Annotated in this window: 16 protein-coding genes and 1 riboswitch; of the genes, 3 read left to right on the top strand and 13 right to left on the bottom strand. The window is 37.8% G+C overall.

Annotated features, from left to right (window positions below):
- Positions 1-224 precede the first annotated feature (224 nt).
- On the top strand, positions 225-1598 hold the full coding sequence (locus ACZLO7_RS20715) for a polysaccharide deacetylase family protein (RefSeq protein WP_464939919.1): 1374 nt from the start codon (positions 225-227) through the stop codon (positions 1596-1598).
- A 67-nt stretch (positions 1599-1665) separates the two neighbouring features.
- Here ACZLO7_RS20715 and abc-f read toward each other — a convergent pair whose 3' ends face one another.
- The 10 genes from abc-f to ACZLO7_RS20765 form a co-directional block, all read right to left on the bottom strand.
- The gene (abc-f, locus tag ACZLO7_RS20720; RefSeq protein WP_464939918.1) at positions 1666-3531 is read right to left on the bottom strand and encodes a ribosomal protection-like ABC-F family protein; all 1866 of its coding nucleotides are present in this window, start codon (positions 3529-3531) and stop codon (positions 1666-1668) included.
- A gap of 120 nt (positions 3532-3651) precedes the next feature.
- Positions 3652-3783, bottom strand: a complete 132-nt coding sequence (locus ACZLO7_RS20725) for an RAxF-45 family protein (protein WP_511261370.1) — start codon at positions 3781-3783, stop codon at positions 3652-3654.
- A gap of 37 nt (positions 3784-3820) precedes the next feature.
- Positions 3821-5032 (bottom strand): acyl-CoA dehydrogenase family protein, encoded by a 1212-nt coding sequence (locus tag ACZLO7_RS20730; RefSeq protein ID WP_464939917.1) that lies wholly within the window; start codon positions 5030-5032, stop codon positions 3821-3823.
- Between the two features lies 1 nt (position 5033).
- Positions 5034-6203 (bottom strand): CaiB/BaiF CoA transferase family protein, encoded by a 1170-nt coding sequence (locus ACZLO7_RS20735; RefSeq protein ID WP_464939916.1) that lies wholly within the window; start codon positions 6201-6203, stop codon positions 5034-5036.
- A 262-nt stretch (positions 6204-6465) separates the two neighbouring features.
- On the bottom strand, positions 6466-6780 hold the full coding sequence (locus tag ACZLO7_RS20740) for a DUF3870 domain-containing protein (RefSeq protein ID WP_464939915.1): 315 nt from the start codon (positions 6778-6780) through the stop codon (positions 6466-6468).
- A 179-nt stretch (positions 6781-6959) separates the two neighbouring features.
- Complete coding sequence (locus ACZLO7_RS20745; protein ID WP_464939914.1) at positions 6960-8408, bottom strand: NAD-dependent succinate-semialdehyde dehydrogenase; 1449 nt, start codon at positions 8406-8408, stop codon at positions 6960-6962.
- Positions 8409-8466: 58 nt separating this feature from the next.
- The gene (locus ACZLO7_RS20750; protein WP_464939913.1) at positions 8467-9936 is read right to left on the bottom strand and encodes an APC family permease; all 1470 of its coding nucleotides are present in this window, start codon (positions 9934-9936) and stop codon (positions 8467-8469) included.
- Positions 9937-10034: 98 nt separating this feature from the next.
- Entirely contained in the window at positions 10035-11387 is a 1353-nt protein-coding gene (locus ACZLO7_RS20755; RefSeq protein ID WP_464939912.1) for an aminotransferase family protein, read from the bottom strand.
- A 428-nt stretch (positions 11388-11815) separates the two neighbouring features.
- Positions 11816-12988, bottom strand: coding sequence for a saccharopine dehydrogenase family protein (locus tag ACZLO7_RS20760; protein ID WP_464939911.1), 1173 nt, complete (start codon positions 12986-12988; stop codon positions 11816-11818).
- Positions 12989-13011: 23 nt separating this feature from the next.
- Positions 13012-14490: an aldehyde dehydrogenase family protein gene (locus ACZLO7_RS20765; protein WP_464939910.1), complete on the bottom strand. Its 1479-nt coding sequence runs from the start codon at positions 14488-14490 to the stop codon at positions 13012-13014.
- Positions 14491-14669: 179 nt separating this feature from the next.
- Between ACZLO7_RS20765 and ACZLO7_RS20770 the strand changes: the two genes are divergently transcribed.
- Positions 14670-15461: a TIGR00266 family protein gene (locus ACZLO7_RS20770; RefSeq protein WP_464939908.1), complete on the top strand. Its 792-nt coding sequence runs from the start codon at positions 14670-14672 to the stop codon at positions 15459-15461.
- 342 nt (positions 15462-15803) lie between these two features.
- A complete protein-coding gene (locus tag ACZLO7_RS20775; protein ID WP_464939907.1) occupies positions 15804-17000 on the top strand; it encodes an MFS transporter in 1197 nt (398 codons plus the stop codon).
- A gap of 58 nt (positions 17001-17058) precedes the next feature.
- Here ACZLO7_RS20775 and ACZLO7_RS20780 read toward each other — a convergent pair whose 3' ends face one another.
- From ACZLO7_RS20780 to ACZLO7_RS20790, 3 genes are all read right to left on the bottom strand, one after another.
- Positions 17059-18021 (bottom strand): 2-hydroxyacid dehydrogenase, encoded by a 963-nt coding sequence (locus ACZLO7_RS20780; RefSeq protein ID WP_464939906.1) that lies wholly within the window; start codon positions 18019-18021, stop codon positions 17059-17061.
- A 221-nt stretch (positions 18022-18242) separates the two neighbouring features.
- Positions 18243-19283, bottom strand: a complete 1041-nt coding sequence (locus ACZLO7_RS20785; protein ID WP_464939905.1) for a ribonucleotide-diphosphate reductase subunit beta — start codon at positions 19281-19283, stop codon at positions 18243-18245.
- Positions 19284-19295: 12 nt separating this feature from the next.
- Entirely contained in the window at positions 19296-21545 is a 2250-nt protein-coding gene (locus ACZLO7_RS20790) for a ribonucleoside-diphosphate reductase subunit alpha (protein ID WP_464939939.1), read from the bottom strand.
- Positions 21546-21701: 156 nt separating this feature from the next.
- Positions 21702-21880: riboswitch (cobalamin riboswitch) on the bottom strand.
- Positions 21881-21973 lie beyond the last annotated feature (93 nt).

The raw sequence follows: 21973 nt of genomic DNA on the forward strand, positions 1-21973 counted from the left end.
TCCTGCCCTTCACAAACAATATTTAGTAAAAAAGCGATATGTAAGTCTATTCATTAGTCAAAAAATGTAATATTTTGCATGGCGAAATGCCCCTTTTGCGCCATTTTTACTTATTTTTCAACAAAAGACGATTTTTTAACATAAATTCAAAACTTTTAGCGCCACTTTGTCGTCTAATCGTATAGAATAGAACACATAATAGTTTTAAAGGAGGTCTTGGGGAAATGACCACATCACGCCCTAAAAAAAGAGGGCTTTGGATTGACACAATATTGATTTGTAGTATTTTAGTACTATCTGCTGTTTTGCTTTTCTTATTTTTAACACCAAAAAACGACAAAGATTCTTCAGTAACAAATGGGGTCGCTTTAGCAGCACCACCTGAGCACCAAACAAAGGATTCGAAATATACCGGTATTAAAATTGCCTCTATTATTTCAGGAGACAAACGTATGCCATATACAATTGAATATCCTCAAACTGAAGATAAAGCATTCAACAAAGCTATCAAGGATGCCGTTTATAAAACGCGTGATTCCTACTTAGCTAGCATGGAGGAATTGCTCCAAAAAGATGCAAAAAAAGTTGGAAAGTTAACAATAACATTTAAAACTTTGCACCATAAAAAGAATTACTACTCGTTTGTTTTAACACAAACTACATATAAAGGTACCGGAAGTAAAGATAAAGCTATTCAAACCTTTATGTATGATAAAAAAAATAATAAGCAGTTGTCTTTAAAAGACGTTATAAATAATGAAAATAATCTATCAAAACTTAAACCTTTTGTTGAAAAACAATTGCAAAGTGCTGATCAGTTTAAAACATATATCCAAACAACAAAGTTAAAAAATGCTATAACACCAACGTATTCAAATTATAGAAATTATGCTTTAACTGATAGCTCATTATACATTTATTTTGACGGAGCAAAATTGTCGGATAATAGTAATGCTATCTCGAAAATTAAAATATCACTTTCTTCTGTCAATAGTATACTGGCTAAACCATTCCAATTAAAAGGAATAAATCCAGATGGTACGAAAAAGAAACTAATAGCATTGACGTTTGATGACGGTCCTAACGCAAAAGTAACACCGATAATCTTAAAAACACTTAAGAAATACGATGCGAAGGCAACATTCTTCATGCTTGGTAGCCAAGCAATGTACAATCAAAAGCTTGCAAAAAGAGTTGCTGATGCCGGACACGAAATCGGTAACCATTCATTTTCACATACGAATTTAGTTACTCTTTCAAATAAGAAGATTAAAGCTGAAATAAAACGCACTAATGAAGAAATTGAAAGAGCTACGGGCGAAAAACCAACGTTATTCCGTCCTCCATACGGTTCGATCAACCAAAGAGTACGTGGACAAAATAAATTGCCAGTTATCTTATGGGATGTTGATACACTTGACTGGAAACACCGTAATCCTAAAACACTTTTGACTATGGTTAAACTGTACTCCCATGATGGAGCTATTATTTTAATGCATGATATTCAACCAACAACAGCGCAAGGTTTAGATTCTGTATTAAATTACTTACAAAAGCAGGGTTATGAATTTGTAACTGTATCTGAGTTAAGAAAATAATATCATGACATAAAACTAAGTATGTTAGCCCTTGATTACACTATGTAATCAAGGGCTATTTTTATACTCATTCTAATTCTTCCATCCATTGCTCTAATAAAGCCTCAAGTTGCATCTCTGCCTGAACTTTTTCTGCTATTAGTTGTTCATATATTTCCCAATCTTGCTCTTGTTGAATTTTCTGATTCAGTTGCTTTATAGAACCTTCAATCTGAACAATTTCTTGCTCTTTATTTGCATTATTTTTTGTTTGCTTTACTTTAGAGGAAGTTTTTCTCTGTTTTTTTATAGACTGTGGTAAGTTAAGAACTTGTTTCTCATCAAACTTTTGTCTTGCCCAATCGTACGGACCCTCATATGTTGTTAGTTGCTGATTCTCAAGCCACACTGTTCTTGTAAACAATTTATTTAAAAAGAAACGGTCATGCGAAATGGCTAATATTGTTCCTCTAAAATCTTCTAAAGCGTCTTCAAGCACTTCCCTTGATTCTATGTCTAAATGATTTGTTGGTTCATCTAAGATTAGTAAATTAACGTCTTGATGCATGAGCTGTGCTAATCTAAGTCGCATACGCTCACCACCACTTAAATCCGCAATCCTTTTAAAAACATCTGCTCCGTAAAACATGAATTTAGCTAAAATATGACGAGCATCACCTTCCGTAACAGAAACTTCATCACGAAAAACATCGATGAGACATGCTTTAGGCTTATCAATTTGAAAATGCTGTGAAAGATAGCCAATTTTCACTTGGCTACCTAACTTACATGTCCCCGCGTCTATTATTGTCTTATTCAGTAACATATTCAAGATAGTAGATTTTCCAGTCCCATTGCGCCCGACAATTGCCATATGCTCCTGCCAAAGAAGTTGTAAATTCACATTTTGAAGTAATACCTTATCCCCAAAAGCCTTCGTGACATTTTTTAGTACGGCAACTTCTTTACCACTGCGAGGAGCAGCTTCAAATGATAAATCCATCTTTTTAGGATCAATAATCGGCTTACGAAGTTTTTCAATACGTTCTAGAGCCCTCTCCATATTACGTGCACGTCGGTGCATAGCTTCATTCGGTGGATTGGCCTCATTCGCCCATTGTCGCATGCGTTTGATTGCCTCACGCATCTTCTTCATCTTCTTTTGTTGTTCTTCATATTGTTGAAACTCCCGCATGAGACGTGCTTCCTTTTCAACACAAAAACCTGAATAACTACAATGATAAATTTGCAACTCACCTTGCTCTAAATCTGCAATTTTCGTGACAACCTTATCTAAAAAATAGCGATCATGCGAAATTATCACAACGGTTCCTGCATAGTCGACCAAATATTGCTCTAACCATTCTACAGCAAATAAATCCAAATGATTCGTTGGCTCATCTAATAATAGTAAATCTGGCTTCGTTAAAAGCAATTGACCAAGCATAATTTTCGTCTTTTCTCCGCCGCTAAGACTGTTAAAGGGCTGTTCTACAAAATTAATTAACTGAAGTCCATTTATGACCATCTCAATTTGAGCTTGCATACTATAACCGTCTGCTAATGTGAAGCGTTCTTGTATATCGCCATATTGAACTAGATAGCGCTCTAGCTGCTCAGATGTCGCCGTGGACATACTTTCTTCAAGTTCTTGCATTTGGCGCTGTAAATCAAGTAAATGCTTAAATGCCCGCGATAAAATGTCCTGACCTGTAATCGTTTCTTCAAATAGTGGTATTTGCGCTAAATAACCAATTTTAGTTCCCTTTTTGAAATGAATTTTCCCTTGGTCCGGCGATTCTACTCCTGCAATAAGCTTGAATAACGTCGTCTTTCCCGAGCCATTACGTCCTACAATTCCTAAACGATCTCCCGTTTTAATATCTAATACTAAGTCTTCAAAAATACTGTTTCCGCCAAGCATTTTACTTATATGTTGAACTGTACAAATCATGATTGATTACTTCCTTCCGTATGACACAGCTGAAAGCACTCGTTTATTGCCAAAACAAAAAGACTGCCTGATTAACAGACAGTCTTTTACACCTTAAAATGGCTTAGAAAGAATGGCTAATCAGCTGTGGTTTATTTGATTTAGTTGAAAAATGGGCGCACTTATCCCGTTGTTCGCAAAATCGAAAGAAATCGCACATGTAATTGGCAAAAAAACCAAAGTATAAACATATGCATCCACAACGTTTTTCATTCTTCCCTCACCTCCGTTTCAAATAATTATGAATAGTCTAACATAATTGGTGATCAATTTCAAATGGCCATTTAGGTAGCATTTGATTCAATGGCTTATCTTCACGTTCTCCCAATATATAATCCGCTTGCATAAGCGTATGGATTTCACGTGTTCCTTCATAAATTACAGGTGCTTTTGAGTTACGAAGGAAACGGGCTACTGGGTATTCATCTGAATATCCGTATGCACCATGAATTTGAACCGCATCATCTGCTGCTTTATTGGCAAAATCACATGCCTGCCACTTTGCAAGAGACGTTTCGCGTGTATTTCGTACACCCTGATTTTTCAACTCACCTACACGATACACTAATAGACGGCTCATCTGATAACCAGCTTCCATTTTCGCAATCATTTGTTTGACAAGCTGGTGCTGTCCGATTGGTTTGCCAAATGTGTAACGTTGTTGGCAGTATTTTACGCTCTCTTCTATACATGCCATCGATAAACCAACTGCCCCTGCTGCTACTGTAAAACGACCATTATCTAAAGCTGCCATTGCAATTTTAAAGCCTTCTCCTTCTTCACCTAATAAGTTTTCTTTAGGTACTTTTACGTCCTCGAAGAATAGCTCACCCGTGTTACCAGCACGAATGCCATATTTCCCTTTTATCGCTTTCGAAGAAAAGCCTTCCCACGTACGCTCTACAATGAAAGCTGAAATTCCTTTGTGCTTTAATGAGCGGTCACCTGTATATGCAAATACGATGAAATAATCGGCTACATCACATAAAGAAATCCATGTTTTTTGACCATTTAAAATATAGTGGTCACCATCAAGCACTGCATGTGTAGACATAGCTGCTACATCAGACCCCGCTCCAGGTTCAGTTAAACCAAAGGCGCCTATTTTAGAGCCTTTAGCTTGAGGGATGAGGTACTTTTTCTTTTGTTCATCATTTCCCCATTGCAGTAGAGTCATACTATTTAAACCCGTATGCACTGATACAGCTGTACGAAACGCTGTGTCACCACGCTCAAGTTCCTCACAAACGATGGCTAATGAATTATAATCCATCCCACTACCTCCGTAAGTTTCAGGTATGCACACACCCATTAAGCCTAAAGCCGATAACTTTGAGAAAATTTCTGGATCAAACTTGCCTTGACTATCCCACTCACTGATATGAGGCATGATCTCTTTATCAACAAAAGCACGCACTGTATTTCTCAACATTTTTTGCTCTTCTGTAAATTCAAAATTCATATTAACTCTCTCCCTTTAGTGTTATTTTTTCAAATAAAGGCTGTAAAATTTCATCGTTGTGCTCTCCTGGATTTGGTGGATGATGTCTGATTGTCACAGGCGTTCTTGATAATTTCAATGGGCTCCCAATCATTTTGATTGGACCTATCGTAGGATGATTATAAGAGATGAACATATTACGTGCCTGTAACTGTTTATCCTGTTCAACCTCTTGTATATTTTGAATCGGCCCAGCTGGTATATTCTTTTCTCTGCATGCTTTATACCAGTGAGCTGTAGACTCCTTTAAAAAAGCTGTTTGCAATAAAGGAATCAGCACATCACGTTGCATTACGCGATCCGGATTAGTAAGAAAACGTGTATCCTGTGCATATTCTGGTACCTTCAACACTTCACAAAGTGTTGCAAACTGATGATCATTTCCTACTGCAATGACCATTTCACTATCGGCTGTTTTAAATGTCTGGTACGGTACGATATTGGCATGCGCATTACCAAGTTTAGTTGGAATATTGCCTGACATTAAGTAACTACTTCCCACATTGACTAGCGCGCTCACAGCAGCATCATATAAAGCGATATCGACTTTTTGACCAATTCCTGAGCGACTACGTTCTAGTAATGCAGATTGAATACCAATACATGCGTACATACCTGTAAGTACATCTGTAATTGCTACGCCCGTTTTTTGTGGGCCAGATTCTGTTGTCCCTGTAATACTCATAAGGCCACTCATCCCTTGGATGATAAAATCATATCCCGGTACATAGCGATCTGGCCCTGTTTCACCGAAACCGGTAATAGAACAATAAACAATACTTGGATTTATCTCAGCTAGCGTTTCGTATCCTAATCCAAAGCGTTCCATAGTACCCGTTTTAAAATTATTAATGATGACATCGCTATCTTGCACGAGTCTTTTAATAACCTCGCGTCCCTCTTTCTCTTTCAAATTGAGTGTGATTGCCTTTTTATTACGATTTGCTGTTAAATAATAAGCACTTACATCACCTTGGAATGGAGGTCCCCATCTTCGTGTTTCATCAAAACTATCAGGAGCTTCTACTTTAATGACCTCAGCTCCTAAATCTCCTAAAATCATCGTGCAGTACGGTCCTGCAAGTACTCGAGACAAATCGATTATACGGATATTTTCCAAAGCACCCGACATCCTGTCACCCCTCTTCAGGTCAATAAAAAAGCCAATTCAAAAAGACTCCAGTGAATATACTGAGTGTCAAGTTGAACTGGCTCTTATCTGTGTTATAAAGCCCGGCTAGGCTTCAAACAGATTAGACAGTATTGGCTTTCTATTACCATTGTTGCTTCATCACGCGTAATGAACGTTTTGTACGTTTCAACATGATGTATTATCTTTAATTTTACTATACTATTCTTTTTTTGTAAATTTATAACTACCCGAAAATTCTGAATTATTTTGGCGATTTGTAAGATTCATATTGTTTATATAAGTCTTTTAATGCCGACATTAATGCATTTCCTGCTTTACCTAAGTAATGTGTTTTCACGGCCTCTACCGGTTGTGTTATACCATCTTGCAAACTATGACCTTTTAGTAATTGCTCAACAAATGTTTTCCCATGCTGCGTCGCTAATGTGCAACTTGCTGCAACGATTACCCCATATTTTTTATCAATTTCTGCAGTAATTGTTAGTGTCTCATAAATATTTTGTGCAGCCATACCAGATGGCAGCCTCGCATGTCCTGCTATAAAAATCGTGTTCATAGTCGTTCAACCCCTTAACACATTTTCCTTAAAGACATTTCCAAATTATATGAAAATCATACAATACTTATTATCAATTTGAAAGTCTTTCACTCTATAAAACGACCTCAATATCAAGGTTCAAACGATTTACACAAAAAAAGAGGGAACTATTCAATTTACAATAGTCCCCTCTTCTATTAATCAATACCAATTGAAACGTATTGTGATTCTAAAAATGCTTCGATGCCTTCGCGACCACCTTCACGACCTATACCACTTTCCTTCATACCTCCAAATGGTGCTTGTGTCGCTGATGGTACACCATCATTCCAACCAATAATACCGTAATCTAATTTTTCAATGAGTTTCGTCCCTTTAGCGACACTATCTGTAAATACATATGCTGCTAAACCGTATGGTGTATCATTTGCCAACGCTATTGCTTCATCAATAGTATTAACCTTTTGAATTGGTGCTAGTGGACCAAATGTCTCTTCATTCATAATAATCATGGATGAATTGGCGTTACAAATAACAGTTGGAGCATAGAAGTTATCACCAAGATTATCAAGCTGATGTCCACCCGTAACTATTTTAGCGCCTTTTGCAATTGCATCTTTTACATGTTGTGCTACTTTATCCAAACTCCCTCGATTAATAAGTGGACCAATCACTGTTGTCTCTTTTGCTCCGTTACCAACTGGCATGCTATTCACTGCTGCTGCAAACTTTTCGACAAATTCGTCATGCACCTCTGCCTGCACGTAAATACGGTTTGCACACACACAAGTTTGGCCAGTATTTCGGAATGCTGAGGCAATTGAGCCCTCTACAGCCTTTTCAATATTGGCATCATCTAAAATAATTATTGGTGCATGGCCACCAAGTTCTAACGATAGACGCTTCACCTGTTTGGCGCTTTGCTCGATTAATAACTTACCCACTTCTGTTGAACCCGTAAATGTTACTTTACGTACCTTATCATTTTCCATAATCGCCTTCCCAATTTTCGAAGACGAGCCTGTTACTAAATTGACAACACCTTTTGGAATACCCGCTTGTTCACAAAGTTCTATCATTTTGATAGCTGTTAGTGGACTTTCACCTGACGGCTTAATCACAATTGTACATCCTGCCGCTAATGCAGGGCCCATTTTACGAGTCAACATTGCTGCTGGAAAATTCCAAGGTGTAATAGCCGCCACAACACCAACGGGTTTTTTCCATACTTGTAGACGCTTATTTGTCACATGTGTAGGAATAGTCTCGCCATACACACGTTTTCCCTCTTCCGCGTACCACTCTAAAAAGGACGCAGCTGATGCCACTTCACCACGTGATTCGTTAATAGGCTTCCCCATCTCACTGGTCATCGTTTGTGCAAGCTCTTCTAAATTTTCGAGCATTAGTGCATGTAATTTTTTCAAATAAATTGCTCGCTCATACGCTGTTGTTTGAGACCAAGTTTGGAATGCCTCATGTGCTGCTTCTATAGCCTCATTCGCCTCCGTTTCGCCACCATTTGGGACATAGCCAATGATTTCATCAGTTGCGGGATTCACTACGTTTAATGTCGTTAAATCCTCAGCACGCCACTTACCATTAATATAAATTCCATATACTTTTGCCTTCAGTCCTTGACTCATCTATGCTACACTCCCTATCTCTTATTTTTTCCCAAAATCACGCTTTTCTTTATAAAAATCAAACTTCCTCCAATACCCCATTTGTATCCTTTTGTGATTTTGTTTCTACAATGTCTTCTTCAGATAGCACACGTTCTATTTCTTGATCCATTAATTTATTTGCATTTGTAGCGCCATATTTGACCATGGAAATTTTATATAACACTGCCCCAAAGACAGCCCAAGCCAATATGATTACCCATTCATAGGGCCAAACTAACGCTGAAGGCATACCTGGTAGATACAAAATACAAATACCAATCGACATTAAGACAGCTAACCAGCCAATCAATGTACCCCCTGGCAATATAAATGGGCGTTTTAAATCCGGCTCTCTTTTACGCAAAATAATGAAGGCAATGGCTACTAGAACCCATGCAATAACTAGGGCAAAACCACCCGCGTCTACTAACCAAACAAGTGCTGGGCGACCAAATAATGGCGCTAAAGTAGTTAAGACAGCAATAAGTAAAATTGCCTTATGTGGTGTTTTATATTTAGGGTGTAGCTCACCTAATGCCTTCGGTAACATACCTGCTTTTGCTAGTGCGAAAATTGCACGACTGCCTCCTACATAAAAACCAATCCAGCTTGTTAAAATCCCCCCGATTCCACCAAGCACAAGGACATTCCCCATCATCTTACTCTCTCCAAATGCCTTGGCCATCGCATCTGCTGTTACAAGCGATGAACTAGCAATTTCTGATGGTGTTAGCACGTATGAAACACCGAAGATAATAGCAACATACCAAGTAATGGCTAAAAATACCGAAATGATTAGAAGTTGTCCAATTCGCTTACGCGGTAGGTTAATTTCCTCTGCTGCTTGAGGTATCACATCAAATCCTACAAACATAAATGGCGTCATAATCAACACAGCCATAATGCCACCCCAGCCTTTTTCAAATAAGGGTTGCATATGCTCTGGGCTTCCCGCAATTGAACTTCCGGTAACAAGTAATACACCTGAAATTAATATGAGTAATGTCAAAATCGACATCACAACACTTGTAATCTTCATACCCTTATAATTAATCCATGCTATGATAATCGACCCAAGAATACCTACGGCTACCCATGTAATATTTACATCCCAGCCTGCGATTGTATACATGTAACCGACGCTATAGCCTGGTACTACATATTCAAAAACGGTTGGTAATGCTACTGCTTCAAAGGCTACAACTGAGACATACCCAAGAATCATAGCCCACGTTGCTATAAACGAAGTGATTCTGCCAGTTGCCCTATAGGTGAAGAATAGTTCCCCACCAGATAACGGCATAGCTGAAGACAATTCTGCATAAGTTAATCCGATAAAAATAACAAGTAAACCACCTATTAAAAATGCTATGATTGCACCTAGAGAGCCTGCCTCCGTAATCCATAAACCAGCTGTTACTACCCACCCCCAACCAATCATTGCTCCAAAAGCAAGCGCCATAACGTCTCTATTACCTAAAATTTTCAATAGCTTTTGATCTTCCATCTTACACCCCCGGATAAGAGTCTATTGAGGTACAATAGACTCTATTAATGGAAATACTCTTGATCTATCTAGCTTTGAATAGTTTTTCATTGATTCTTTTAAAGCGTCGCTAGCTGCTCTTCAACCTCTTGTTGAACACTTAATACAGCTTCACGTAATATAGTGATCAAGTCATCTATCTGCTCTTTTTTAATAATCAATGGTGGTGAGAAGCATACGATATCTGTATTGTCATAAGTCACTGCACGACAAATGACGCCACGTTCATGTAATGCCGCAATAACTCTTGGTGCTACTTTCAACTCAGCCGGAAAACGTTCATTCGTTGAGGGGTCCTTCACAAATTCCATCGCTCCGAGTAAGCCTAATGTACGAATATCTCCCACTATAGTAGATTCCTCTTTAATTGAATTAAAGCCTTTTTGTAATTCTTCACCCATTTTAGAGGAGTTCTCTACTAAATTTTCACGTTCTATAATCTCAAGGTTTTTTAGAGCAACAGCCGCGCCTGTTGGATGACCACTATAGGTAAAGCCATGGAATAATACACCTTCTGATTTTTCCTTTAGTACATTGTGCACATGGTCGGAAACAACAACACCACCTAGTGGAAAATAGCCACTCGTTACCCCTTTTGCAAATGATAAAATATCAGGCTCTACACCAAAGTTTTCAACTCCGAACATTTTCCCTGTACGTCCAAAACCTGTAATAACTTCATCTGCTATATATAAAATGCCATATTCATTACATATTTTACGTACTTCCTTGTAATAATCCTTGGGTGGTATTAATACTCCACCTGCACCTTGGACAGGTTCTGCCATAAAAGCCGCAATCTTTTCTGGCCCTTCTGCTTCAATTACTTCGCGAATGGATTGAATGGATGCCTCAGTACCAATTTCATATGGAGATTTTGCATGTACAAATCCTTGCATTAAATTCCCTGCCATGTCCCAAAATTCAGGAATACCTGTTGCACTAGTAGCACCTGCTGATACACCATGATATCCTCGTCGTAATGCAACGATTTTATGACGCTCGGGTAGACCTCGAATACGCCAATAATGACGTACAATTTTAATTGCTGAGTCATTTGATTCTGAACCACCTGATGTAAAAAATACCGCATTTAAGCTAGGTGGTGCTAAATCAGCAATTTTCTTTGCTAGACGAATCGCTGGTTCATTACTAAAATTTGAGAAACATGAGCTGTATGCTAATTGTTCCATTTGTTCTTTTGCCGCTTCTGCAATTTCTTTGCGACCGTGCCCAATGTTAACATTCCAAAGCGATGACATAGCATCTATATACTTCGTACCGTCCTTACTTGTTAAATATATCCCTTCACTCTTATCAAAAATTACCTTTGGTCCATTCGCTTGTTGATCTTGAATAGATGAGGTTGGATGAATAAAATGCTTTTTGTCCCACTCATTTAAATTTGTCATCTGTATTCCTCCTGTTATTTGTAATCTTCTTTTCAATTAGATTTTTTGAAGTGATGGTATATCCGTAATCTGCACGTGATGTATCCAGTGATGTCTTTTAATTGCTTAAAGAATGTTAACCTCCCTTCCTAACTGCATAAAAAAAGCCAATTCAAAAAGACTACAGATTAATATCTGTGAGTCAAATTGAACTGGCATGTATCTGCGACGGAAAACCTGGTTTTGGTTTTTAACAGATTAGGCAGTCATATTTGTAAACTCAAACACTTTATTATTTATATTTTAGGGTTACTGTCAAAATTCACCCTTAATATACATTATTGACTATAAATTCTAAATATTCAATCAATAATGTGTGTTTTTAGCTATTTTATTAGATTAATATTTAGATTTTATCTATGATATAAAACTTATATTCAGAGTTAACTTTAACCCTTTACAATATTAGTTGAACGATGCTTAGTTTCTTTAATGGATACTCCACGTTTTTTCATTTCTTCCATGTATTTTTCGCCTGGAACTACTTTCTCTGGTGGATACACTCCACGTTTTGAAATCGTACCATCGCCTACTAACTGAGCAACTACTGAAATTGTATTTGCAGTTGCTAATGCCATTGCTGTTTCATTTGTTTCTTTGTCTTTCTTGATGATCAATTCATATTCGTATGAAACAAATTCATCACCTTTTTCGCCTGAGACAATCACTCGTAATAATACCGCATCAGTTTTATCACCAAGGGACATTTTAGTTTGTAACACTTCACGTAAAACATCTCGTGCTTTGATGCTTTGACCATCAACATTAACTGTTGTGTCCTTATTCGTTAAACCTAAATCTACGAGTAGCTGGAACTTTTCTGCATGACCTTGATAGCGGATTGTTTTGTATTCCAACGTTTTCACATTTGGGAAGGTCTGTGCCAAAGTAGATAACCCTCCCGAAGTATGGAAAGCCTCAAGTCCGTTAAAGCCATCAAAATAAATCTTTTCTATCTCTGATAATGAAGCAATTTCCTGTAATTTCCCACCACGAATAACATGTGAAGGATCAGTATAATGATCGAATACCCCTTCTAGAGAAAACACAATATTATAATCCAGCGGTGGTTCTTTTTCTACCGGAATACCTCCAACAAAAATTTTAATGGAGTTAACATTATCTAATTTTGATGCTCCATAACCAGTTAAAATGTTTATCATTCCTGGTGCAACACCTAAGTCTGGAATAATTGTAATACCTTTTTCCTTAGCCTCATCAGATAAATTTAAAACAGCATTTGTTGCACCGCCAATGTGCCCGCCAAGATCGACTGAATGCACACCCACTTCGATTGCCGTACGTGCGACTTTTTCATTGAATGTATAAAATAGCGCGTTGATCACTACATCTGCCTTTGCCATTACCCATTTTAATTCCGTTTCATCATTGGCATCTAGATGTAGCACTTCTAATTTATCTGACTTCAATAACTCAACAAATAATGTTGTTTTCCCGACATCTAGATCTGCTAAGTACACCTTTTCAACTTTGTCATTTTTAACTAAATCACGCGCAACCTCTTTCCCCATTAAACCTGCACCTAATACTGCTACCTTCATCTGATTGTCCCCCTTTTTTGTTATTATTCCGTATCAATTTGTGCCCGCTGCAACTTTCCACTGTAATCGATGTATATACTTTTCCATTCAGTATAAACATCAAGTGCTGCAACACCAGAATCACGATGACCATTCCCTGTTCCCTTTGTGCCACCAAAAGGAAGATGAATTTCCGCCCCAGTTGTACCAGCATTGACGTATACAATACCCGTATCTAAATCACGCTGTGCTTGGAATGCACGATTAATATCTTGTGTAAAGATGGCACTTGATAGCCCAAATTGCACACTGTTATTAACTTCAATAGCTTCTTCTAAACTTGTTACTTCGATCAATGAGACAACCGGTCCGAAAATTTCTTCCTGTGCAATACGAGAATTCCATTTCACATCGGTAAATAATGTTGGTGCGTAGTAAAATCCTTGATCGAAAGACAAACCAGTTAATATATTGCCACCTGCAAGTAACTTCGCACCTTCTTGTCGTCCAATTTCTACATAACTATTAATCTTGTGTAAAGCTGTTTTATTAATAACCGGACCAATTTTCACTGACTCGTCTAAACCATCACCAATTGTTAATAGTTGCATAGCTGTTAGGAGGCGTTCTTCCAGCTCTGCTTTTACATCTTTATGCACAATCACTCGACTACATGCTGTACAACGTTGACCCGCTGTACCAAATGCACTCCACAGAATACCTTCAACAGCCAGTTCCAAATCAGCATCATCCATGACTATTACTGCATTTTTGCCACCCATTTCTAAAGAAACTTTCTTTAAATGGCGGCCGCCCAACTCCGCTACCTTACTACCCGTAGCAGTTGAACCTGTGAACGAAATGACTTTGACGTCTGGATGCTCGATTAATGCCGTTCCAACTTCTGAACCAGAACCAAAAACAACATTAGCCACGCCATCTGGTAAACCTACTTCTTCAAAAATTTTAGCCATTTCATAAGCCATCATTGGCGTTTCGGTAGCAGGTTTCCAAATGAACGTGTTTCCCGCAACAATTGCAGGGAATGACTTCCAAGTCGCTATTGCAACAGGGAAATTCCAAGGTGTAATTAGGCCAACGACACCAATTGGAGAACGGACACTCATCGCAAATTTATTGGCTAACTCTGACGGCGTTGTTTCCCCAAACAATCGTCGCCCTTCTCCAGCCATATAAAAAGCCATATCGATACCCTCTTGCACTTCTCCTCGACCTTCTTCAATAACTTTTCCCATCTCTTTTGTTAGCACCTGAGCTAAATGTTCTTTCTTTTCTTTCATCCTTAAACCAATTGCATACAAATAATCTGCGCGTTTCGGTGCTGGTACTAGTGCCCAACTTTTTTGAGCCTTTTTTGCAACAGCTACCGCTTCCCCCACAACTGCTGTTGAAGACATAGGCACTTGAGCCAATTCCTCACCATTTGCAGGATTAATAACGGGTACGAATTTTAGATCTTCTGAGGCTACCCATTGACCTCCGATAAAGTTTTGCAACTTCAAATTCATTCCTCCCTTTAAATGAAAACGCTTTCTTGTATATATTTTCTACAAAAAACCGAAATACCCTTTATTTTTATTAAATTGAAAATGTTTGTTTTTTAACATTGAAATCATGAAACCTTTTAAAATCTCGAATCGTATTATTAATAGTATCTGAAAGAAGCGGAGGAATAATCAAAATGAATAATCATGAAATTGATTACAAATTATACGGCGATGATATGCAATTTGTAGAGATTGAGTTAGATCCACAAGAAACGGTTATTGCTGAAGCCGGTGCATTAATGATGATGGAAGATGGCATTTCCATGGAAACTGTTTTTGGCGACGCTTCAAATAACGGCGGTGGCTTCATGGGTAAATTAATGGGTGCCGGAAAACGTCTTATAACAGGTGAAAGTTTATTCATCACAACATTCACAAATGAAGGAATAGGTAAAAGACATGTTTCCTTTGCTTCTCCTTACCCGGGGAAAATTATTCCGTTAGACTTAAGCCAGTATAACGGCAAAGTTATTTGTCAAAAAGACGCTTTCTTAGCTGCTGCCAAAGGTGTCGAAATTGGCGTTGAATTTCAGCGTAAGTTAGGCACGGGTTTCTTCGGAGGCGAAGGTTTCATTATGCAAAAACTTGAAGGAGATGGCCTGGCCTTTGTTCATGCAGGCGGTACAATCATTCAAAAAAACCTACAAGTCGGTGAGACTTTACGTGTAGATACAGGATGTCTTGTCGCAATGACGGCAGACGTTGATTACAATATCGAAATGGTCAAAGGCGTAAAAACTGCCCTATTTGGCGGTGAAGGTCTATTCTTTGCAACACTTCGTGGACCAGGAACTGTCTGGATCCAATCACTACCATTTAGCCGTTTAGCAAGCCGTGTATTCGCAGCCGCTCCACAAGTACCAGGCAACAAATCAGTAGACGAGGGCGGTATTGGCGGAATATTCAACATATTCAGTAACAAATAACTGCTGAAGATACTCGTCCCAAAAATTCAACTAAAGACATAACCTACTCTATTGTTAGAGTGGGTTTTTTTATTACAAAATAAGATTAACTTCATTCGACCTGTCCAAAAAAGCTATTTACCTAGCACTCTCCTACTCGAAATAACCCCCACTATCAATGGATATTATATCCAAATATATTTTAACTCTTTCATTTTAACGTGTTATACTTACAATAATTTCAAAAAAGGAGTGGACGAATATGACAATCACTTTAATGACTTTCAAAGACAACTCGGAGGGCATGCTGTCTTAACAATGAGAGTTTGACCTCCATTATTTTACTAATACGGAGGAAAAAAATTGAAAACACAACGATTTTATTTTGCAATCACAAGTTCACGTTCACTGCTAATACAAATGGTATTCACACTGAACGCAATTTATTACGTTTTAAATGCAGGATTAAACCCTTTACAGCTGGTACTTATTGGAACGATTATGGAGGTCGCCGTATTTCTTTGTGAAATGCCAACTGGCTTAGTTGCTGATCACTTTGGCCGCAAACGATCTTTAATCATCGGGACTTTTATTATTGGCATTGCACATTTGCTTGAAGGGATTTTCCCTTCATTTTGGTCGATTGCTATCGCTTCTGGTTTGTGGGGGTTAGGGTGGACGTTTATAAGCGGTGCTGAAGAGGCATGGATTGCAGATGAATTAGATGGTAAAAATTTAGATTCGGTATTTCTAAAAGGTGCTCAATTCAGGTCTTTAGGTAGTTTTATTGGTATTTTGATAAGTGTTTGTATTGCTACTGTATTTTCAGTACAGGTCACAATTATTATCGCTGGGATATTATTAATATTGCTAGCTTTCGGTGCTTTGTTCACAATGCCGGAGACAAAGTTTGTCAAAATTTCACGAAAACAAGATATATCTGCCATTCGTCATTTAATAACAACCATCCGACATGGCGCGCGGCAAATCAAAGGAAATACAACGCTAGTAAGTATCGCGATAATAACTATACTTTTGGGATTGGCGAGTGAAGGGTTTGATCGGTTATGGGGTGCTCACTTTATTGAAAACTTCCGTTTACCTGAGGACGAATCAATCTACTGGTTTGGTGCTTTTTTTGCAGTAGCGCACTTATTAAACATTGTCGTTTTAAAATTTGTGGAAAGGCATTTTAATAAAAATTATCCTGTCATTCTTTTGACTGCTAATGCTTTATTAATAGTAGCAATGCTTGCATTTGCCTTTAGCTCAAACTTTTTGCTGGCACTTCTAACGTTCTGGATAGCTGGTGCTCTTCGCGATATTAACTACCCGCTAATGAGTGTAATGACAAATGAAAGATTAGAAGCACAAGGTCGCGCAACTGCTTTGTCTATGTTCGGGCAACTTGATGCCATTGGACAAATTGCTGGAGGACCTATTATTGGCTTATTAGCACTATATACAACAATCGCTAGTGGTATTGCATCTACTGTACTATTTATTTTACCAATTCTATTCTTCTTAGTACTGATGCAAAGAAAGGCTTCCAAGAATTAAATATTTTATGACAAGAAAATGTGCCGTGGATTAAGAATCCTCCCGGCACATTTTCACATTATTTTACTTTATTCTTTATTTCTTTTCCTTGTAAACACGCTATAAGTGACTCGACGTTTTTTGCCATCATATTATTTCTTGTGCGAATGGAGGCACTACCTATATGGGGAAGCACTACGACATTTGGTAATGTAAGTAGTGGATGATCCTTTGGGACTGGCTCTGTTTCAAATACATCAAGCCCTGCTGCCCAAATTTCTTTGTTTATTAAAGCCTCATATAATGCTTGTTCATCCACAACTCCACCGCGTGCAACATTAACAAGAATTGCGCTGTGTTTCATCAATGCAATTTCATTTTTACCAATAAGGCCTTTTGTTTCTGGCGTTAATGGGGTTAATATAACCACAAAATCCGATTCTTTCAGTAATGTTTCTAGCTCGGCATACTCAAAGCCATACTTCCCTTCAGCTTCATGTTTTCTTGTACGATTGTAGTATAAAACTTTCATATCAAAACCCATTCCTCGTCTTGCCACTGCTTCACCGATACGCCCCATTCCAATAACACCTAAAGTTGCACCATGAATGTCCATTCCTGTAAGTTGAGTAACAGACCAGCCTGTCCACTTCCCTGTGCGTACTTCTTGCTCTGCTTCCGGAATTCTACGGGCTGTTGCTAGCATTAAAGCGAAGGCTAGATCAGCTGTAGTTCCTGTTAATACATCTGGTGTATTTGTTACAACAATGCCCTTCTCCTTTGCAGCTTTAATATCAATATTATTATAGCCAACTGCTAAATTAGCGATTATTTTTAACTTTGGTGCCTGTTCTATAATTTCTTGGGTCACTTGATCAGAAATCAAAACCCATATTGCGTCCGCTTCTGCTGATGCTTTTTTTAATTCGTCAACGGGCATCGGGTGTTCCGCAGATGGCCACATCTTTACTTCAGCAATTTCTCGTAGTGGTGCAATGCCCTCCTCTGATAATTGTCTAGTAATCCAAACTAAGGGTTTCATCCAAACTTCCTCCTTTAAAAAACTTTATAAAAGCTTATCATACTATCTAAATATTCTGATAAAAAGGCATAAAAAATACTGTCTTTATAGACAAAATTTCAAATGTCTATTAAGACAGTATTATCGATTAGAATTTTCTCACAGTTATTTTTAACTAGTCTCTTTTGGAAAAAAATGAGCGCTATATACAGCGCACGCTCATCTTCAGATCAATATCTTTTTTATAGTTCATCAAAACCATTATCTTGAACATTTACCTTCACGTATTGACGAGAACGTTGTTCGAAGAAATCCGTTTTTCCTAAATCAACATCTTCATATGCTTTAATCCATTTCATCGGATTTTTTCGGTATCCTTCGAATGGTCTTTCATAACCCAATTGTGAACAACGGACATTTGTATAGAAATAAATATAATCTTCCACATCATCCACATCTAAGCCATCAATTTTATCGCCAATTACTTCATTAGCCCATTCAATTTCAAGTGCAGCTGCTTCCCTGAAGATTGCCTCAACTTGCTTAGCACGTTCTGGCGTATCATATTCAGGATATTCTTCTAATAATTCTTTATAAATTTTCACGAAAAGATCGACGTGAAGCTGTTCGTCACGGTTAATATAGTTAATCATCGTACTCGTTGCTACCATCTTTTGATTGCGTGCTAAATGATAGAAAAATGCGAAGCCCGAATAGAAGAATAAACCTTCTAAAATAACATCATAGACGATGGAATTTAACATATGGTCGATATTTGGCTCTTCAGAAAATGTTTTATAACCTTTAATAACGAAATCGTTTCGCTTTTCCAAGACGGGCTCTGTACGCCAGAAATCGAATACTTTATCCTGCTCATCTTTTGATACTAAACTTGAAAGGATGTAAGAGTAAGAGTGATTGTGAATTACTTCCTGTTGTGCAAGGATAATCATTAAAGCATTTAAGCTCGAATCTGTTAAATAATCCGCTACTTTTCCTGCATAATCTGTTTGAACGCTATCTAACATTGCAAGTAATCCGATGGTTTTCATAAACGCTTCTTTTTCATTCGCTGTTAATGTTGGGAACTCTTTAATATCGTTCCCCATATTAATTTCGAAAGGTGTCCAGAAGTTACCTAGCATACGTTTATATTTTGGATATGCCCAGCTAAAGCGAACATCATCCCAGTTTAATATATTAGAAGAACTCCCGTTTACAATACCTGTTGAACGGTTAGGAGCTGTTTTATCCATTAATTTTCGTTGTTCTAGCTTTGTCATTTTTAATTCCCCCTAGCTTGCACACGATTCACATTCTAATAATTCAACTGAAGTTGAGCGAACGTAGTAAGTCGTTTTAATGCCTAATCTCCAAGCATTTAAGTGCAATTCCAATAGTTCTTTAGCTTTTACTGTATTTTGTACATATATATTCAACGAAATACCTTGATCGACATGACGAGCACGTGCTGCGTTTTGTTTTAAAGTCCAGTTTTGATCAATAAAGTAAGCAGATTTGTAATACCAAGTTGTTTCTTGGTTCAAATCAGGAACAGTTACTGGAATCTTATAATCTTTCTTCTCTTCTGAATAAGATTTTTGGAAGATTGGATCGATACTTGCTGTACTACCAGCAATAATTGATGTTGATGAGTTTGGCGCGATAGCCATTACATATCCGTTACGCATACCATTTTCGGCAACTGCTTGTTGTAATGCTGCCCACTTTTCACCTTTATATTGACGTTTTGTGAAGTATTCACCTGTTTGCCAGTCTGAACCTTCAAATAATGGATATTGACCTTTTTCTTTTGCTATTTCCATTGAAGCCTGAATAGTTAAGTAAGCAATTTGCTCATAAAGCTTGTCCGCAAATTCAACTGATTCCTCAGATTCCCATGCAATGCTCTTAAGTGCCAATAAATGATGCCAACCGAATGTACCAAGTCCGATACCTCGGTAACGTGCATTTGTACGTTCTGCTTGTGGAACCGGAATACGATTTAAGTCGATAACATTATCTAACATGCGTACCTGGATAGGGATTAATCTTTCTAAAGCTTCAGCAGGTACAGCTCGTCCAAGATTGATAGATGATAAATTACATACAACGAAATCTCCAGGTTTGCGACGAGTTACAATAACATCATCCTCTAATGTAATTGACTCGAACTGAGTTGCGCTCATATTTTGGAAAATTTCTGTACAAAGATTACTTGAGTAGATCATGCCTTCATGCTTATTTGGGTTTTTACGATTTACTTCATCACGATAGAACATAAATGGCACGCCAGTTTCTAACTGACTACGCATAATGCGTTTCATAATATCAATTGCTGGTACTGCTTCACGTGTTAATTTTGGGTTCGCTAAGCAAGATTCATATTTTTCACGGAATGATCCTTGTCCGCGTTTTTCGTCATAATAATCTTCTAGATTAAAGCCCATTACTTCACGGATTTCATGAGGGTCAAATAAATGCCAATCTTCACGTGCTTCAACAGCTTCCATGAAGATATCTGGTAAGCTAACACCTGTGAAAATATCATGTGCGCGCATACGCTCATCCCCGTTATTTAATTTCAAATCAAGGAATGGGAAAATATCTTTATGCCAAATATCCAGGTAAATCGCAATCGCACCTTGACGTTGACCTAGTTGATCTACTGATACTGCTGTATTATTTAATTGTTTAATCCAAGGAACAACTCCGCTTGATGCACCTTTGAAGCCACGAATAGATGAGCCACGGCTACGTACTTTCCCCATATAAACACCGATACCACCGCCAAATTTCGAAAGTGTCGCAACATCAGTGTTTGAATCATAAATACTTTGTAAACTATCATCAACTGTATCGATAAAGCAACTTGATAATTGACCATGTGTTTTACCAGCATTTGATAATGTAGGCGTTGCAGTTGTCATATATAAATTACTCATCGCCCAATAAGATTCTTTAATTTTTGCTAGACGATCTGTTTTTTCATTTTGCATAAGTGTCATTGCAATAATCATCCAACGCTCTTGTGGCAATTCAATTGGTGTTTTGTTATAGTCACATGTTACATAACGGTCTAACAACGTTTTTAAGCCGATATATGTAAAAATTTCATCTCGTTTAGGTTCAAGCATTAAGCCGATCTCATCAAGCTCCTGTTTTGTATATGAATCCGTTAAAGTTGGATCATATAAACCTTTTTCAACAAGCTTTTCAACTTGTTTAGCAAATGCTGTGTATACTTGTCCAACTTCTAGCTGACGTACCACAGACGCTTCTCTATAAACGCCCGCTAATAATAAACGAGCTGCAACGAAAGTCCAATAAGTATCCTCTTCATCTAAATAACTTAATGCTTCTAGGCTCATCGCCTTTGTCCATTCAGCATCAGTACCTTCTGGATTCTTTTCTTCCCAACGTTCAGCTTTTCGAATTAACAAACTGATTTCTTCTCTTCCGAACTCTTCCTCTAAGCGAGATAATAATGTTGCTCTTTCATATGTCATTAATTGGACCATTTTGTCGTCTCCTTTTTTACAAATATAAAAAGCGATGAATCTGCCTTCTTCGGCAGAGCCATCGCTCTAAGTTTTAAAATTGGAAACAGTTGAAATCACAACAAAAAAGTACTTTTGAAATCAAAAGTAATTTGTTCAATGCAAAGTCTCTCGCTTCCACTTCTCAACCCCCGAAGAAAGTGTCGTCATGCGAAAAAGGCAGGTCTACTGGCTCATGCATCATCCGACTGTCATCCTTCCCAAGCATTGCTCAGTGGTTAATTAACAGTCGTCCGCATTCACAGTTGCGGGGACAGCTTCGGTTTCTATACCGAATTCCCTTTTAAACCGTATATGGTACCTTTTTTCGCTCACATACTATATCTTGTGTTCTATCGATTAATCTAATCTAACATATTGTGTTCCTATCATACAAGTAGAAAATCTTAATTAAAGTAAATGAAAGCAAAAGA

The sequence above is a fragment of the Viridibacillus sp. d25.2 genome (genome assembly GCF_055456015.2).

Coding starts and splice junctions, on each gene's coding strand:
- ACZLO7_RS20715 (WP_464939919.1), top strand. CDS start 225: ATGACCACATCACGCCCTAAAAAAAGAGGGCTTTGGATTGACACAATA.
- abc-f (WP_464939918.1), bottom strand. CDS start 3,531: ATGATTTGTACAGTTCAACATATAAGTAAAATGCTTGGCGGAAACAGT.
- ACZLO7_RS20725 (WP_511261370.1), bottom strand. CDS start 3,783: ATGAAAAACGTTGTGGATGCATATGTTTATACTTTGGTTTTTTTGCCA.
- ACZLO7_RS20730 (WP_464939917.1), bottom strand. CDS start 5,032: ATGAATTTTGAATTTACAGAAGAGCAAAAAATGTTGAGAAATACAGTG.
- ACZLO7_RS20735 (WP_464939916.1), bottom strand. CDS start 6,203: ATGTCGGGTGCTTTGGAAAATATCCGTATAATCGATTTGTCTCGAGTA.
- ACZLO7_RS20740 (WP_464939915.1), bottom strand. CDS start 6,780: ATGAACACGATTTTTATAGCAGGACATGCGAGGCTGCCATCTGGTATG.
- ACZLO7_RS20745 (WP_464939914.1), bottom strand. CDS start 8,408: ATGAGTCAAGGACTGAAGGCAAAAGTATATGGAATTTATATTAATGGT.
- ACZLO7_RS20750 (WP_464939913.1), bottom strand. CDS start 9,936: ATGGAAGATCAAAAGCTATTGAAAATTTTAGGTAATAGAGACGTTATG.
- ACZLO7_RS20755 (WP_464939912.1), bottom strand. CDS start 11,387: ATGACAAATTTAAATGAGTGGGACAAAAAGCATTTTATTCATCCAACC.
- ACZLO7_RS20760 (WP_464939911.1), bottom strand. CDS start 12,988: ATGAAGGTAGCAGTATTAGGTGCAGGTTTAATGGGGAAAGAGGTTGCG.
- ACZLO7_RS20770 (WP_464939908.1), top strand. CDS start 14,670: ATGAATAATCATGAAATTGATTACAAATTATACGGCGATGATATGCAA.
- ACZLO7_RS20780 (WP_464939906.1), bottom strand. CDS start 18,021: ATGAAACCCTTAGTTTGGATTACTAGACAATTATCAGAGGAGGGCATT.
- ACZLO7_RS20785 (WP_464939905.1), bottom strand. CDS start 19,283: ATGACAAAGCTAGAACAACGAAAATTAATGGATAAAACAGCTCCTAAC.